Source organism: Pseudomonas idahonensis, from assembly GCF_037903935.1.
Lineage (GTDB): Bacteria > Pseudomonadota > Gammaproteobacteria > Pseudomonadales > Pseudomonadaceae > Aquipseudomonas > Aquipseudomonas danubii.
The window spans coordinates 2,040,139-2,054,222 of record NZ_CP149586.1; the positions used below are offsets into that span (position 1 = coordinate 2,040,139).

Annotated in this window: 13 protein-coding genes; 11 read left to right on the forward strand and 2 right to left on the reverse strand. The window is 60.2% G+C overall.

Annotated features, from left to right (window positions below):
• Window positions 1–2: 2 nt before the first annotated feature.
• The 4 genes from WIN67_RS09345 (at window position 3) to WIN67_RS09360 (ending at window position 5,740) form a co-directional block, all read left to right on the forward strand.
• Window positions 3–665 carry a hypothetical protein gene (locus WIN67_RS09345; RefSeq protein WP_339071075.1) on the forward strand — a complete coding sequence of 221 codons (663 nt, stop codon included), beginning with the start codon at window positions 3–5 and terminating at the stop codon, window positions 663–665.
• A 72-nt stretch (window positions 666–737) separates the two neighbouring features.
• Window positions 738–1,973 (forward strand): efflux RND transporter periplasmic adaptor subunit, encoded by a 1,236-nt coding sequence (locus WIN67_RS09350; protein ID WP_339071076.1) that lies wholly within the window; start codon window positions 738–740, stop codon window positions 1,971–1,973.
• 23 nt (window positions 1,974–1,996) lie between these two features.
• Window positions 1,997–5,185, forward strand: a complete 3,189-nt coding sequence (locus tag WIN67_RS09355; RefSeq protein ID WP_339071078.1) for a multidrug efflux RND transporter permease subunit — start codon at window positions 1,997–1,999, stop codon at window positions 5,183–5,185.
• 81 nt (window positions 5,186–5,266) lie between these two features.
• Window positions 5,267–5,740 carry a RidA family protein gene (locus WIN67_RS09360; protein ID WP_339071079.1) on the forward strand — a complete coding sequence of 158 codons (474 nt, stop codon included), beginning with the start codon at window positions 5,267–5,269 and terminating at the stop codon, window positions 5,738–5,740.
• A gap of 87 nt (window positions 5,741–5,827) precedes the next feature.
• On the opposite strand, the gene WIN67_RS09365 is transcribed toward WIN67_RS09360, so the two are convergent.
• Window positions 5,828–6,880: an NAD(P)-dependent alcohol dehydrogenase gene (locus WIN67_RS09365; protein ID WP_339071080.1), complete on the reverse strand. Its 1,053-nt coding sequence runs from the start codon at window positions 6,878–6,880 to the stop codon at window positions 5,828–5,830.
• A 180-nt stretch (window positions 6,881–7,060) separates the two neighbouring features.
• Between WIN67_RS09365 and WIN67_RS09370 the strand changes: the two genes are divergently transcribed.
• Window positions 7,061–7,957 carry an AraC family transcriptional regulator gene (locus tag WIN67_RS09370; protein WP_102878943.1) on the forward strand — a complete coding sequence of 299 codons (897 nt, stop codon included), beginning with the start codon at window positions 7,061–7,063 and terminating at the stop codon, window positions 7,955–7,957.
• Window positions 7,958–8,104: 147 nt separating this feature from the next.
• Here WIN67_RS09370 and WIN67_RS09375 read toward each other — a convergent pair whose 3' ends face one another.
• A complete protein-coding gene (locus WIN67_RS09375; protein WP_110652122.1) occupies window positions 8,105–9,769 on the reverse strand; it encodes an electron transfer flavoprotein-ubiquinone oxidoreductase in 1,665 nt (554 codons plus the stop codon).
• A gap of 99 nt (window positions 9,770–9,868) precedes the next feature.
• Between WIN67_RS09375 and WIN67_RS09380 the strand changes: the two genes are divergently transcribed.
• From WIN67_RS09380 to WIN67_RS09405, 6 genes are all read left to right on the forward strand, one after another.
• Window positions 9,869–10,060, forward strand: coding sequence for a hypothetical protein (locus tag WIN67_RS09380; RefSeq protein ID WP_102863892.1), 192 nt, complete (start codon window positions 9,869–9,871; stop codon window positions 10,058–10,060).
• Between the two features lie 257 nt (window positions 10,061–10,317).
• A complete protein-coding gene (locus WIN67_RS09385) occupies window positions 10,318–11,067 on the forward strand; it encodes an electron transfer flavoprotein subunit beta/FixA family protein (protein ID WP_015634720.1) in 750 nt (249 codons plus the stop codon).
• A 2-nt stretch (window positions 11,068–11,069) separates the two neighbouring features.
• Window positions 11,070–11,999, forward strand: coding sequence for an electron transfer flavoprotein subunit alpha/FixB family protein (locus tag WIN67_RS09390; RefSeq protein WP_025128724.1), 930 nt, complete (start codon window positions 11,070–11,072; stop codon window positions 11,997–11,999).
• Between the two features lie 79 nt (window positions 12,000–12,078).
• On the forward strand, window positions 12,079–12,903 hold the full coding sequence (locus WIN67_RS09395; protein WP_339071081.1) for a substrate-binding periplasmic protein: 825 nt from the start codon (window positions 12,079–12,081) through the stop codon (window positions 12,901–12,903).
• Window positions 12,904–12,912: 9 nt separating this feature from the next.
• Window positions 12,913–13,269, forward strand: coding sequence for a DUF4398 domain-containing protein (locus tag WIN67_RS09400; RefSeq protein WP_102863889.1), 357 nt, complete (start codon window positions 12,913–12,915; stop codon window positions 13,267–13,269).
• Complete coding sequence (locus tag WIN67_RS09405) at window positions 13,266–14,078, forward strand: OmpA family protein (RefSeq protein ID WP_102863888.1); 813 nt, start codon at window positions 13,266–13,268, stop codon at window positions 14,076–14,078. The genes WIN67_RS09400 and WIN67_RS09405 overlap by 4 nt, the downstream gene beginning before the upstream one ends.
• Window positions 14,079–14,084: the final 6 nt, after the last annotated feature.

Below are 14,084 nucleotides of genomic sequence, written 5' to 3' on the forward strand. Positions count from 1 at the left end.
TCATGAAAGGTATCAAGCACCGTCTACTGGTCGTGGCAATAGCCACGCTCTCGACAGTGGCGAGCGCCGCACAGATCCCGGCTCAACAGGAGGGCAGTGTCATGCATCAAGTCAGCCTTGGAGGATTAGCGGTGCCGCTAACTCACCAGCAGGTCGAAAGCGTGCCAGTCCAGGTGGATGGCGACAGCGCGGTGTTGACCCGGTACGAGCGTGCCGACCAGCGCAACCGCGGTCTGGGTGGTGAACACTTCAGCATCCTTGTGGATGGGCAGGCGGGGCTGAAGGGTTTCGCTCACCTGTCCCTGGATCTGGTGAACCGTCCGCTACCCGATCGCTCGCGCAGTGAGCAGGTGGCCCGGGACTTTCTTCAGCGCAGGGCACCTGACCTGCTGGAGAATATGAAGATCAGTTGGATCGACCCCCACGATGAGCCGATCCAGGTCGTAGAAGACGGCCGTTTACGTACCGTTACCCTGACCGGCATGAAGGTCAAGGCACGCAATCTGACCGATGGCCGCTGGTTCTGGGTGATTGTCGGCGCTGACGAAAAAGCCATGGTTTTCGAACGCGATATCGTCTGGGTGAGGTTTCCCGGGCATCGCCAGACCGAGAAGTGGCTGCATGACAGTTGGCGTCAGAACAACCCTGTGACCGCGACGCGATAAAGCGCCAAACAGGGTGGCTCAGCGGCACAGGGTGCTGGCTGAGCCTGTTTCTCTGCCCATTTGAGGTGCGTAATGGATGACTTTCGTTTCACTGGCAAACAGGCCTTGACCTTGTTTGCCGGTACGCTGCTGGCTGCGTGCGGTCAGGTTGAACCCGGCCCGCAGGCGACGCTGGCTCCGCAGGTGACTGTGGCCCGGGCCATCGAGCAGTCAGTCGGCGATTGGGATGAGCTCAGTGGCCGGCTCGAAGCGCCGCAAACCGTCGAGATCCGGCCTCGGGTTTCCGGTCATGTCGATCGCGTCGCTTTGCGTGACGGTGCTTTGGTCAAGGCCGGCGATCTGCTGTTTCAGATTGATCCCCGCCCCTTCGAGGCCCAAGTCAGAGCTCTGGAAGCACAATTGCAGCAGGCTCGCGCTGTGCAGTCGCGTAGTTTGAGTGAGGCGCGTCGGGGAGAGCGCCTGCGAGCCAGTAGCGCGATCTCTGCGGAGCTTGCCGAGGCTCGCAGTTCTGCCGCCGAAGAGGCAAGGGCCAATGCGGTTTCGATCCAGGCGCAGTTGGATGCGGCGCGCCTGAACCTCAGTTTCACCCGGGTGACTGCCCCCATTAGCGGGCGGGTGAGTCGGGCACAGGTCAGTGCCGGCAACCTGGTGCGTAGCGGCGATACCTTGCTCACGACTTTGGTCAGCACTCGGGAGCTTTATGCCTATTTCGACATGGATGAACGGCTGTATCTCAAGTACATGCAACTGGCGCGTCAGGAGGGGCGTGATGCCCGCGGACGAAGTCCGGTGTATCTGGGGCTGAGCAACGAAGTCGGCACACCGCATCTGGGGCACTTGGATTTTCTCGACAATCAGGTCGATCCGCGCACAGGTACCTTGCGTGGGCGGGCTGTGATCGACAACAGCCAGGGAGTTTTCACCCCAGGCCTCTATGTGCGCCTGAAACTGCTAGGCAGTGCCCGTTATCCGGCCGTCCTGATCAAGGATGAAGCTGTAGGCACCGACCTCAACAGTAAATTCGTGATGGTGGTTGACGATCAGGACCAGACCCGATATCGCGCGATTGAGCTGGGCCCCAAGCTGGAGGGATTGCGGGTCGTGCGCAGTGGCCTGGAGCAAGGAGAGCGGGTGGTGATCAATGGTTTGCAGCGGGTGCGTCCCGGCATGCGCGTCACTCCTGATGCTCAGGACATGGCCAGCGTCGAGACGCTGGCCGGCTTGACCCGGCTCAACGATGCGGTTGAGCCAGCAGCGCCTCAGGCGATGGCCGAGGTCGTGTCCCATGGTTTTGGGCCCCGCAGCTGAAATCGGCACAGGAGAGTGCATCGATGAATTTTTCTCAGTACTTCATACAGCGGCCGGTCTTTGCCATGGTCCTTTCTTTGTTGATCCTGATTGGCGGAGCCATTTCCCTCTATCAGTTGCCGGTCAGTGAATACCCTGAGGTGGTGCCTCCGACCATAGTGGTACGGGCCAGCTTTCCCGGGGCCAGTTCCAGCGTCATCGGGGAAACCGTGGCCTCGCCTCTGGAGCAAGCCCTCAGTGGTGTTGAGAGCATGCTGTACATGTCCTCGCAATCCACTGCCGACGGGGTCATGACCCTGACGTTGACCTTCCGTCTTGGCACCGACCTCGATGGTGCTCAGATCCAGGTGCAGAGCCGGGTCAATCGCACTCTGTCGCTGCTGCCGGTTGAGGTCCAGCGCCTGGGGGTGACGGTGGACAAGACCTCGCCGGCTCTGGCCCTGGTGGTGCATCTGGTCTCGCCGAATGAGCAATACGACCGCTTGCACTTGTCCAACTACATGTCGATCAATGTGATCGATGAGTTGTACAAGATCGATGGCGTGGGCGATATCCGTCTGTTGGGCATGGGCGATTATGCCTTACGGGTTTGGCTGGATCCGCACAAGGTTGCTTCGCGTAACCTCACTGCCAGCGATATCATTGATGCAATCCGTGAACAGAACCGGCAGATTGCCGCCGGTTCCCTGGGCACACCGCCGGTGGCAGGGGACAGCGCCTTCGAGTTGCCGATCAACGCTCGCGGGCGGCTGGTGACAGAAGAAGAGTTCGAAAACATCATTGTCCGGGCTGGTGCCGATGGTGAAATCACCCGCCTGCGGGACCTGGCGCGTGTCGAGTTGGGCTCCAGCCAATATGCCCTGCGCGCCCATCTGGACAACCAACCGTCAGCCGCACTTCAGGTGTTCCAAACTCCTGGTGCCAACTCCATCGAATTGTCCAATCGAATTCGTCAGCGGATGGCAGAGCTGGCGACGGATTTTCCATCCGGTATCGAGTACTCCATCGGTTACGACCCGACGGTCTTTGTGCGTAACTCCATCAGTGCGGTGGTTTACACCCTGTTCGAAGCCATTGCCCTGGTGGTGCTAGTGGTGGTGGTGTTCCTGCAGACCTGGCGTGCATCGATCATTCCCCTGGCAGCGGTTCCGGTCTCGCTGATCGGTACCTTTGCGGTGATGCATCTGCTGGGTTTTTCCTTGAATACCCTGTCGTTGTTTGGCTTGGTACTGGCCATTGGCATCGTAGTGGATGACGCCATCGTGGTGGTGGAGAACGTGGAGCGCAATATCGCCCTCGGCTACTCGCCACTCGAGGCCACCCAGCGGGCCATGCGAGAAGTCAGCAGGCCGATCATCGCCACGGCCCTGGTGTTGTGCTCGGTGTTTATACCGACCGCCTTTATTGCCGGTCTCAGCGGGCAGTTCTACCAGCAGTTCGCGGTGACCATTGCCATTTCCACGGTGATATCGGCATTCAATTCGCTGACGTTGTCGCCGGCCTTGGCAGCGCTGCTGCTCAGGGATAAGAAGGTGCCGCAGGATCCTGTGACCCGTGGCCTGGAGCGGGTGCTAGGAGGATGGCTTTTCAGGCCCTTCAACCGTTTCTTCGACTGGTTGAGCCTAGGGTACGTGCGATGTGTGAGCCGCATCCTGCGTCGCAGTGGCATTGCCCTGTTGTTGTATGCCGGCTTGATCGGCCTGACCTACCTGGGGTTCAGCAACACTCCGAGCGGCTTTGTGCCGGAGCAGGATAAGCAATACCTGGTGGCGTTCGCCCAGCTTCCGGAAGGCGCCAGCCTGGATCGGACGGAGGCGGTGATCCAAAGGATATCGGAGCTTGCTTTGGCACATCCCGGGGTTGAGAACACTGTGAGTTTCTCGGGGCTGTCCATCAACGGTTTCGTCAACAGTTCCAACAGCGGGCTGATGTTCATTCCCTTGAAGTCATTTTCTGAGCGCAAACACCCTGATCTGTCTCATACGCGGATTGTCGAGTCGCTGTCAGCGGAGTTTGGGGCTATTCAGGAAGCCTTTGTCGCGATAGTGCCACCGCCCCCCGTGGAGAGCCTGGGGAGCATTGGCGGTTTTCGCCTGCAGATAGAGGATCGGGGCAATCTCGGTCATGAGGAGTTGTTCAAGCAGACTCAGAACATCATCGCCAAGGCGCAGCAGATACCGGAGTTGGCGGGGGTATTCTCTAGCTATCAAATCAATGCGCCGCAACTGGAAGCCGACATCGACCGCGATAAGGCCAAGAGTCATGGCGTTTCCATCAGTGATGTCTTCGATACCTTGCAGGTATATCTGGGCTCGATGTACGCCAACGACTTCAATCGCTTTGGACGTACTTACCGCGTCAGCGTCCAGGCGGAACAACAGTTTCGCCTGGAGCCTCAGCAGATTGGCCAGTTGAAGGTGCGCAATCAGCGAGGCGATATGATTCCTCTGGCGGCTTTCGTCAGGATCAGTAGTAGCGCCGGGCCGGAGCGCACCATGCATTACAACGGTTTTCTGTCGGCGGAGATCAATGGCGCCCCGGCGCCGGGCTACAGCTCGGGCCAGGCCCAGGCGGCCATTGAGCGCCTGTTGAAGGCCGAGCTGTCCAGTGGCATGGCCTACGAGTGGACCGAGCTGGCGTACCAGCAGATTCTGGCCGGCAATACCGCGTTGTTCGTGTTTCCTTTGTGTGTGCTCCTGGCTTTTCTGGTGCTGGCGGCGCAGTACGAGAGTTGGAGTCTGCCCATGGCAGTGATCCTGATCGTGCCGATGACCCTGCTCTCTGCGTTGGTCGGCGTTCTGAGCATTTCTGGGGACATCAATATGTTCACCCAGATCGGGCTGATCGTTCTGGTGGGATTGGCCTGCAAGAACGCGATTCTCATCGTCGAATTCGCCAAGGAGCGACAGCAGGAGGGAATGGACTCCAGGACAGCAGTGCTGGAGGCCTGTCGACTACGCTTGCGGCCGATTCTGATGACCTCACTGGCGTTCATCATGGGAGTGGTACCGCTGATTCTCTCCAGCGGCGCCGGCGCTGAAATGCGTCGAGCCATGGGGGTGGCGGTGTTCTCCGGAATGATCGGTGTGACCATCTTCGGTTTGTTGCTGACACCGGTGTTCTACCTGCTCAGCCGTCGTCTCGTCGAGCGCCGCCAAATCAGGTCCGCCGCTGTTGCTGGGCGTAGAGCCGCACTCGGTCATCCAAACTGAGAACACTCCGCTTTCCATCTTCTAGCAAGACGCAAGGCCCAGGGGAGTGGGGCCTTGCCTTGCACTCAAGGAAATTGCCCGATGAAAACCATTACTACAGCATGGTTGCTGAGCGCCCTGTTCACGTCGTTTCAGGCAGGCGCGGCGGCACCGGAGGCTACCCAGGAGAGCGATATCATGTTGTCACGCAAAAACTACCAGGCCCTTGGCGCCCCCGCCGGTCCTTATTCCGCATCGGTCAGGCACCAGGGGACCTTGTACCTTTCTGGGTTGACCGCCTTTGGCAGCAAGGCCCAGGGTCAATCCATGGCGGAGCAGGCTGAGGCAATCTTTCAGCAGCTTAAGCAGGTTGCCGAAGCTGAAGGTATTGGCCTTCATTATCTGATCAAGGTGACGGTCTTCGTCACATCCTTGGAGGACCTTGACGCGCTACGGGAGGTGCTTTCCCGAAACTATCAAGGGGCCTATCCGGCCAGCTCCCTAGTTCAGGTGGCTGGGCTGTTTTCTCCAGAGGTGAATATCGAGATAGAGGCGTTGTTTGCGCTTCCGTTGTAGCTCAAACCCTAGCCTGCCTGCGTTTAGATCAGCCTGTGATAGCGCTTAGAGGCGGGTTGACGCTCTGTCGACCCGCCCAGGACTGAATCAGGCCTTGAGGGTCGCCATGTCGATCACGAAGCGGTATTTCACATCGCCCTTGATCATGCGCTCGTAAGCTTCATTGATCTGGCGGATGTCGAGCATTTCGATATCGCAGGTGATGCCGTGCTCGGCGCAGAAATCCAGCACCTCCTGGGTCTCGGCAATGCCGCCGATCAGCGATCCGGCCAGTACGCGACGGCTCATCACCAGCTTGCCGGCGTGCAGTGCCGGGTCCACCGGCTCGATCAGGCCCACCAGGATGTGCACGCCGTCAAAGCGCAGGGTGTCGAGGTAGGGATTGAGGTCGTGGGGCACCGGGATGGTGTCCAGGAGGAAGTCGAAATGCCCGGCTACCGACTGCATCTGCGCCGCATCGGTGGATACGATCACATGGTCCGCGCCTTGGCGGCGGGCTTCTTCGGCCTTGCTCGCCGAGCGGGTGAACAGGGTCACTTCGGCCCCCAGGGCCTTGGCGAACTTGATGCCCATGTGGCCCAGGCCGCCCATGCCGAGAATCCCCACCTTGTCGCCAGCCTTGACGCCATAGTGCTTGAGGGGCGAGTAGGTGGTGATGCCGGCACAGAGAATCGGTGCAGCGCTGGCCAGGTCGAGTTTCTCCGGGATGCGCACGACAAAGTGCTCGCTGACCACGATGCTGTCGGAGTAGCCGCCCATGGTGTTGCTGCCATCGACCCGATCCGGGGTGGCGTAGGTCATGGTCGGACCTTCCAGGCAGTACTGTTCCAGGTTCGCAGCACAGGCTTCGCAATGGCGACAGGAGTCCACCATGCAGCCGACGCCCACCAAGTCGCCGACCTTGTGCTTGCTGACGTTGGCGCCGACGGCGGTGACCTTGCCGACGATCTCGTGGCCCGGCATCAGCGGGTACACGGCGATGCCCCATTCGTTGCGGGCCTGGTGGATGTCGGAGTGGCAGACGCCGCAGTAAAGGATCTCGATGGCGACGTCGTCCGCGCGTGGGCTGCGGCGCTGGAAGCTCATGGGGGCGAGGGGAGTGGTGGCCGATTGGGCGGCATAACCGATGGCGGTGTACATGAAGAACCTCGCAAAAGCGCTGACAAGTGAGGCGGTGCATTCTCGGCGTCGAGCCTGAGGGCGGCCATGGCGATTCCTCGGCATGTCATGCCTATTCCTCCGGTATTGGCGGTTTTTGCGCGGCATTGGCCAGCAGACCTGCGATGATGTTTTCATCCCTTTTTTCGTGAAGTTTTCTGCATGCTGCTGACCCGTCACCTTGACGCCAATGCCACCCTGGTTTCGCTGATCCAGCCCCTTGCCAGCCGAGATGGTTTTGTTGCCACCGCCTTGCCTGGGGTCCAGGTGCTGCGGGCCAGCTGTGATGTGGCGCGAGGTCCACAGATCTATGAACCGAGCCTGATGATCATTGTCCAGGGCAGCAAACTGGCCTACCTGGGCACGCGGACCCTGGAATACGGCGCCGGGCACTACCTGATCCAGGCCTTGTCGGTGCCCTTCGAGTGCGAAACCTTCGCCTTGCCCGACGCACCGCTGCTGGGGATTTCCATTGCCATCGACCGGGCAGTCCTGAGCGAGCTGGTGCTGGCCATGGGGATCGCCGAAGGCCGGGCGGCTTCGGCGCAAACCCTGGAATCGATGACCTCGGCGGTGCTCGACGACGTCATGCGTGGTTGCGTGGAGCGCCTGCTGCGTTGCCTGCACGATCCTCTGGAGTGCAAGGTAATGGGGGCGTCCAGGGTGCGCGAGCTGCTCTTTGCTGCCCTGCGCGGGCCTCAGGCCGATGCGCTGCGGGCGCTGGTGGAGCAGCAGGGGCAGTTCGCGCGGGTCGCGGCTTCGCTCAATCATCTGCACGAGCATTACACCGAGCCGTTGAACGTCGAGACCCTGGCCCGCTGCGCCAACATGAGCACTTCGACCTTCCACGAGCATTTCAAGCGCAGCACCCTGCTGTCGCCAGTGCAGTACCTCAAGCGCCTGCGGTTGCTCAAGGCCCAGCAGTTGCTGGTGGGAGAAGGGCTGGGTGTGGCCCAGGTAGCGCATCGGGTGGGTTACCAGAGCACCTCGCAATTCAGTCGCGAGTACAAGCGCTACTTTGAGCGTAATCCCGGGGATGAGCGGGCCGTTGCTCTGTAGATGCTGTTCGTAGGCGAACGCCTTTGGGCCGCTACAAGGCTTGAGGGGTTCTTCGCCGACAAGTCGGTTTCTACCGGAGACTGTGCCAGCAAAACCCGGGCATGAAAAAGGCCCCCATAAAGGGGGCCTCTTGTGTACCGCGGCGACTTACATGTTCGGGTAAGTCGGGCCGCCGGCACCTTCCGGAGTGACCCATGTGATGTTCTGGGCCGGGTCCTTGATATCGCAGGTCTTGCAGTGCACGCAGTTCTGGGCGTTGATCTGGAAGCGCTTCTCGCCGTCTTCCTGGGTGATCACTTCATACACGCCGGCCGGGCAGTAACGCTGAGCAGGCTCGTCGTACAGCGGCAGGTTGCGGCCCAGAGGGATGCTCGGGTCGGTCAGCTTGAGGTGGCAAGGCTGCTCTTCTTCATGGTTGGTACCGGAGATGAATACCGAGCTCAGTTTGTCGAAGCTGATTTTGCCGTCGGGTTTGGGGTAGTCGATCTTCGCGCAGTCCTTGGCCAGCTTCAGGCTGGCGTAGTCCGGCTTGGTGTCGTGCAGGGTGAAGGGCAGCTTGCCACCGAAGATGTTCTGATCCATCCAGTTGAAGCCGGCGCCGATGATCGGACCGAACTTGTGCATGGCCGGGCCGAAGTTGCGGCTGGCGAACAGCTCTTCATACAGCCAGCTGGATTTGAAGGAGTCGACGTAGCTCTTCAGCTCGTCAGCCCCTTCGGAACCGGCGAACAGCGAGTCGGCCACGGCATCGGCGGCGAGCATGCCGGACTTCATGGCGGTGTGGCTGCCCTTGATCTTGGCGACGTTCATGGTGCCCAGGTCGCAGCCGATCAGCGCGCCGCCCTTGAAGACCATCTTCGGCAGCGAATTGATACCGCCCTTGGCCAGTGCACGGGCGCCGTAGCTGATGCGTTTGCCGCCTTCCAGGTACTGCTTGAGCACCGGGTGATGCTTGAGGCGCTGGAATTCGTCGAACGGCGACAGGTAGGTGTTGGCATAGGACAGGTCGACGATCAGGCCCACCACGACCTGGTTGTTTTCCAGGTGATAGAGGAAGGAACCGCCGGTGTTCTCGTTGCTCATGATGTCCAGCGGCCAGCCGGCGGTGTGGACCACCAGGCCCGGTTGGTGCTTGGCCGGATCGATTTCCCAGATTTCCTTGAGGCCGATGCCGTAGTGCTGGGCGTCGGCGTCGGTGTCCAGGTTGAAGCGCTTGATCAGTTGCTTGCCGATATGGCCGCGGCAGCCTTCGGCGAACAGGGTGTACTTGCCGCGCAGTTCCATGCCTGGGGTGTAGAGGCCATCTTTCGGCTGTCCTTCACGGTCGACACCCAGGTCACCGGTGATGATCCCGCGGACCACGCCGTTTTCGTCGATCAGGGCTTCCTGGGCGGCGAAGCCCGGGTAGATTTCCACGCCCAGGTTCTCGGCCTGCTGGGCCAGCCAGCGGCACAGGTTGCCCAGGGAAATGATGTAGTTGCCTTCGTTGTGCATGGTCTTGGGCACAAAGAAGTCTGGAACCTTGGTGGAAGTGTCGCCGCTACGCAGGACATAAATGTCGTCGCGGGTGACCGGGGTGTTGAGCGGGGCGCCCAGTTCCTTCCAGTCCGGGAATAGTTCATTCAGGGCCCGAGGCTCGAACACGGCACCGGAAAGGATGTGAGCACCGACTTCGGAGCCTTTTTCAACCACGCAGACGCTGATTTCCTTACCGGCTTCAGCGGCCTTCTGCTTAAGGCGGCAAGCGGCGGACAAGCCTGCGGGGCCGGCACCGACGATGACCACGTCGAATTCCATGTATTCGCGTTCCACTAGGCTATCTCCTACTCAAGGCTCAACGGTTTTTTCTAATTGGAGGTTTGGCGTTGCATCCGCGCTTTCTCCCATTACAAATGGGGGGAGAAGGGGAGGATGGCCGACCTTTCTCTCTGGGCGGCGCATTATATCTACACCACTCTCAGCGTCCAATACAAACGTTTGTTTGAATTTGCCGCAGCCCAGATAAATCAAAGAAGCGCGGCTTATAAACGGCTATTTTGCCGTATTGACCGGAAAAGGCGTTCCGGTCAAGATACGGTCGGTTTTGCGCTCGCCGTAGGCTGACTGTTGGTTTCAAGAGCACCTCTAAAGACAGGGCAAAGGCAATAAAGGTGACGCACCGCGCAGCTTGAAAGTGCGCAGTTTACACGCCGCGATAATGAATGACTCGTCGGTCACCACTGACGAACGGTCATCACCCCGTGAGCAAGGTCAACCTGATATGCGCCAGCGTTTTTGGAGGTGCCCTTGTGCCGATGAGCATCAACCGCCAGGTTCTCGCCTAGGCGACTTTCTTTTCACCGGAGAGTAACGAGGAATCCATGAAGGTTCTTGTAGCTGTCAAACGAGTGGTCGACTATAACGTCAAGGTTCGCGTCAAAGCGGACAACTCCGGCGTCGACCTCGCCAACGTCAAGATGTCGATGAACCCTTTCTGCGAAATCGCAGTGGAAGAAGCCGTACGCCTTAAAGAGAAAGGTGTAGCGACTGAAATCGTCGTCGTCTCCATCGGTCCTGCTACTGCTCAAGAGCAACTGCGTACCGCCCTGGCACTGGGTGCCGATCGCGCAATCCTCGTCGAGTCCGCTGAAGAGTTGAACTCCCTGGCTGTGGCCAAGCTGCTCAAGGCTGTGGTCGACAAGGAACAGCCACAGCTGGTTATCCTGGGCAAACAGGCCATCGATAGCGACAACAATCAGACCGGCCAGATGCTGGCGGCCCTGAGCGGTTATGCTCAAGGCACCTTCGCCTCCAAGGTCGAAGTGTCCGGCGACAAGGTCAATGTCACTCGCGAAATCGACGGCGGCCTGCAGACCGTTGCGCTGAACCTGCCAGCCATCGTCACCACCGACCTGCGTCTGAACGAGCCGCGCTATGCGTCTCTGCCAAACATCATGAAAGCCAAGAAGAAGCCGCTTGAAACGCTGACTCCTGATGCTTTGGGCGTTTCCACCGCCTCCACCAACAAGACCCTGAAAGTCGAAGCGCCAGCTGCACGCAGCGCAGGTATCAAGGTCAAGTCGGTGGCTGAACTGGTCGAGAAACTGAAAAACGAAGCGAAGGTAATCTGATCATGACTATCTTGGTAATCGCCGAACACGATAACAAGGCGCTGGCTCCGGCCACCCTGAACACCGTTGCCGCCGCCGCCAAAATCGGTGGTGACGTCCATGTACTGGTAGCCGGCCAGGGCGTTGGCGCTGTGGCTGAAGCCGCTGCAAAAATCGCTGGCGTGGCCAAAGTGCTGGTGGCAGACAATGCCGCCTACGCTCACCAACTGCCGGAAAACGTTGCGCCGCTGGTGGCCGAGCTGGGTGCTGGCTACAGCCACATCCTGGCTGCCGCTACCTCCAACGGTAAGAACATCCTGCCGCGGGTTGCCGCTCAGCTGGACGTTGACCAGATCTCCGAGATCATCTCGGTAGAAAGCGCTGACACCTTCAAGCGTCCGATCTATGCCGGTAATGCCATCGCTACCGTGCAGTCCTCGGCTGCCGTGAAGGTCATCACCGTGCGTGCTACCGGCTTCGACGCCGTTGCTGCTGAAGGTGGTTCGGCTGCGGTTGAAGCCGTTGGCGCCGCTCACGATGCCGGCAAGTCGAGCTTCGTTGGCGAAGAGCTGGCCAAGTCCGATCGTCCTGAACTGACCGCTGCCAAGATCGTCGTTTCCGGCGGCCGTGGCATGCAGAACGGTGACAACTTCAAGCACCTGTACGCCCTGGCCGACAAGCTTGGCGCAGCGGTCGGCGCCTCCCGCGCAGCCGTGGACGCAGGCTTCGTGCCCAACGACATGCAGGTCGGCCAGACCGGCAAGATCGTCGCGCCACAGCTGTACATCGCCGTCGGTATCTCCGGCGCGATCCAGCACCTGGCAGGCATGAAGGATTCCAAGGTGATCGTTGCGATCAACAAGGACGAAGAAGCTCCGATCTTCCAGGTGGCCGACTACGGTCTGGTGGCGGACTTGTTCGAAGCCGTACCTGAGTTGGAGAAGCTGGTCTAATCCGGCGGCTTCACTTATAAAGAGCCCGGCCCTTTGGCCGGGCTTTTTTTGTCTGTTTTTTGTTGGGGAGAATTTCGCCATGGATCTGCGCCGCATGAGGGGCTGGTCAGCGCTGTTGGGTCTGGCGTTGTTGCCATCGCTGTCGATGGCTGCGGGCAAGTGCGAACGCCTGGTGGTCACCGGCAGCCCGGATGCACCACCCTACCTGTGGCGCGATCCGCAGAACCCCAAGCACCTGATAGGGGCCAGTGCCGATCTATTGCAGCAGGTGGCGGGAGAGTTGGGGCTCAAGATCGAGTTGCTGTACGCCGGCAAACGTTCCGAGGCCCTGGACGAAGTGCGCAGTGGGCGCATGGATCTGCTAGCCGACGCGCCCCTGACCTTGAACGAACTGGAGTCCCTGGACTACATCCATCCGGCCCTGGTGCAGAACGACTACCTGGTGTGGACCCGCAAGGACTCCACCCTGAGTTATGCCCAGCCGTTGGATCTTGCCGGTCATCCCGGCGCGGTATCGGAAAAGGCCAGGCTGACCCAGCCCTTTCAGGCCATGGCCAAGGAGCATCTGCAACTCAAGCGTTTGCCGAATCTGACCCAAGTCTTCCAGACCTTGCTCCTGGGGGAAGTGGACTATGTTCTGGCGCCGCGTTACGCGGGCATGGCCATGGCCCAGTCCTTGGGGATGGCGGCGGATCTGGTGACCTTTCCCCAGCCTGTCGACAAACCGGGGCTGTTCCTGGCCTTGTCCCACAACTCCGCCTGCAATGATCCATGGTTGCGCGGACAGTTGGCAAAAAAGATGACAGAATTGCCCGCGTCCGGTCTGACGGAGGCCTTGCTGCAGCGCAATCTGGAGCGCTGGAAGGCCCAGTTGCAGCAACCCGTCAGCAGCCCAAAACCGTAGGAATCACGTGTGACTATTCGACCTCTTTTCGCTGCCCTGGCCCTGTTGGCCCTGGCGGGTTGTGCAACCGATCCGGCGCCCAACGAGCAGATGCGCCTTACTGCCCAGGCCCTGGAACAAGCCAAGGCCGTGGGGGCTTCGGCCGAGGACATGCCTGAGTTGAAACTGGCCGAAGACAAGTTCGCCCGTGCCCAGGGCAATATGCAGGATGAGTCGTACAAGAAGGCGCGGATGCGCGCCGAGCAGGCCGAGCTGGATGCGCGTCTGGCAGAAGCCAAGGTCCTGACTCAGAAAAGCCAGGAGCAGGTGAATGTGCTCAATACCCGCATTACGCGCCTGCGCAAGCAGTTGGGAGACGCCCAATGAGCCTCTCTATCCGTATCTTCGGCGGCGCTGTGCTGTTGGCCTGCGCCGGTCTCTATGGCTGCGCCGGCCAGCACAGTGAGGAAGCCTTGCAGCAAGCCGGCAACGACTTCCAGAAGGTCAAGGAAGACTCCAATGTGCTGCGTATCGCGCCTAAGGACGTGATACGTGCGGGTGAGTCCCTGGCTCGCGCCGATCGTCTGTCGACCTACTGGGGCAGCGGCGGCGACGTGGAGCACTATGCCTACCTGAGCCGTCGTTACAGCGAAATCGCCCGTGAGCACACCGAACAGGCGCTGAATCAGGAGCGTGCGGCCAAGCTCGAGCTGGAGCGTCAACGTCTGCAACTGGCCCTGCGTGAGGCCAAGTTGCTGAGCGTGCAGCAGCAGGGCAAATGGCTCGAAGAGCAGATCATCAGCCTGGCCACCACCCAGACCGATCGTGGTCTGGTGATGACGCTGGGAGACGTGCTGTTCGACACCGGTGAAGCTGAGTTGAAGAGTTCGGCGAACCGCACGGTGCTCAAGGTGGTGCAGTTCCTCCAGCTGAACCCTAAGCGCGTGGTACGCATCGAGGGCTACACCGATAACACCGGGGAGCGTCAGAGCAACCTGCAGCTGTCTCGCGATCGTGCCCAGGCGGTGGCCGATGTGCTGGTGGACCTGGGAATCGACGAAAAGCGTGTCCATGTCCAGGGCTATGGTGACGAGTACCCAGTGGAAGCCAATGCCTCCGAACGGGGCCGGGCGCAGAACCGTCGGGTGGAAATCGTCTTCTCCGACGACAAGGGCCAGCTCGGCGCTGCTCGCTGAAACACT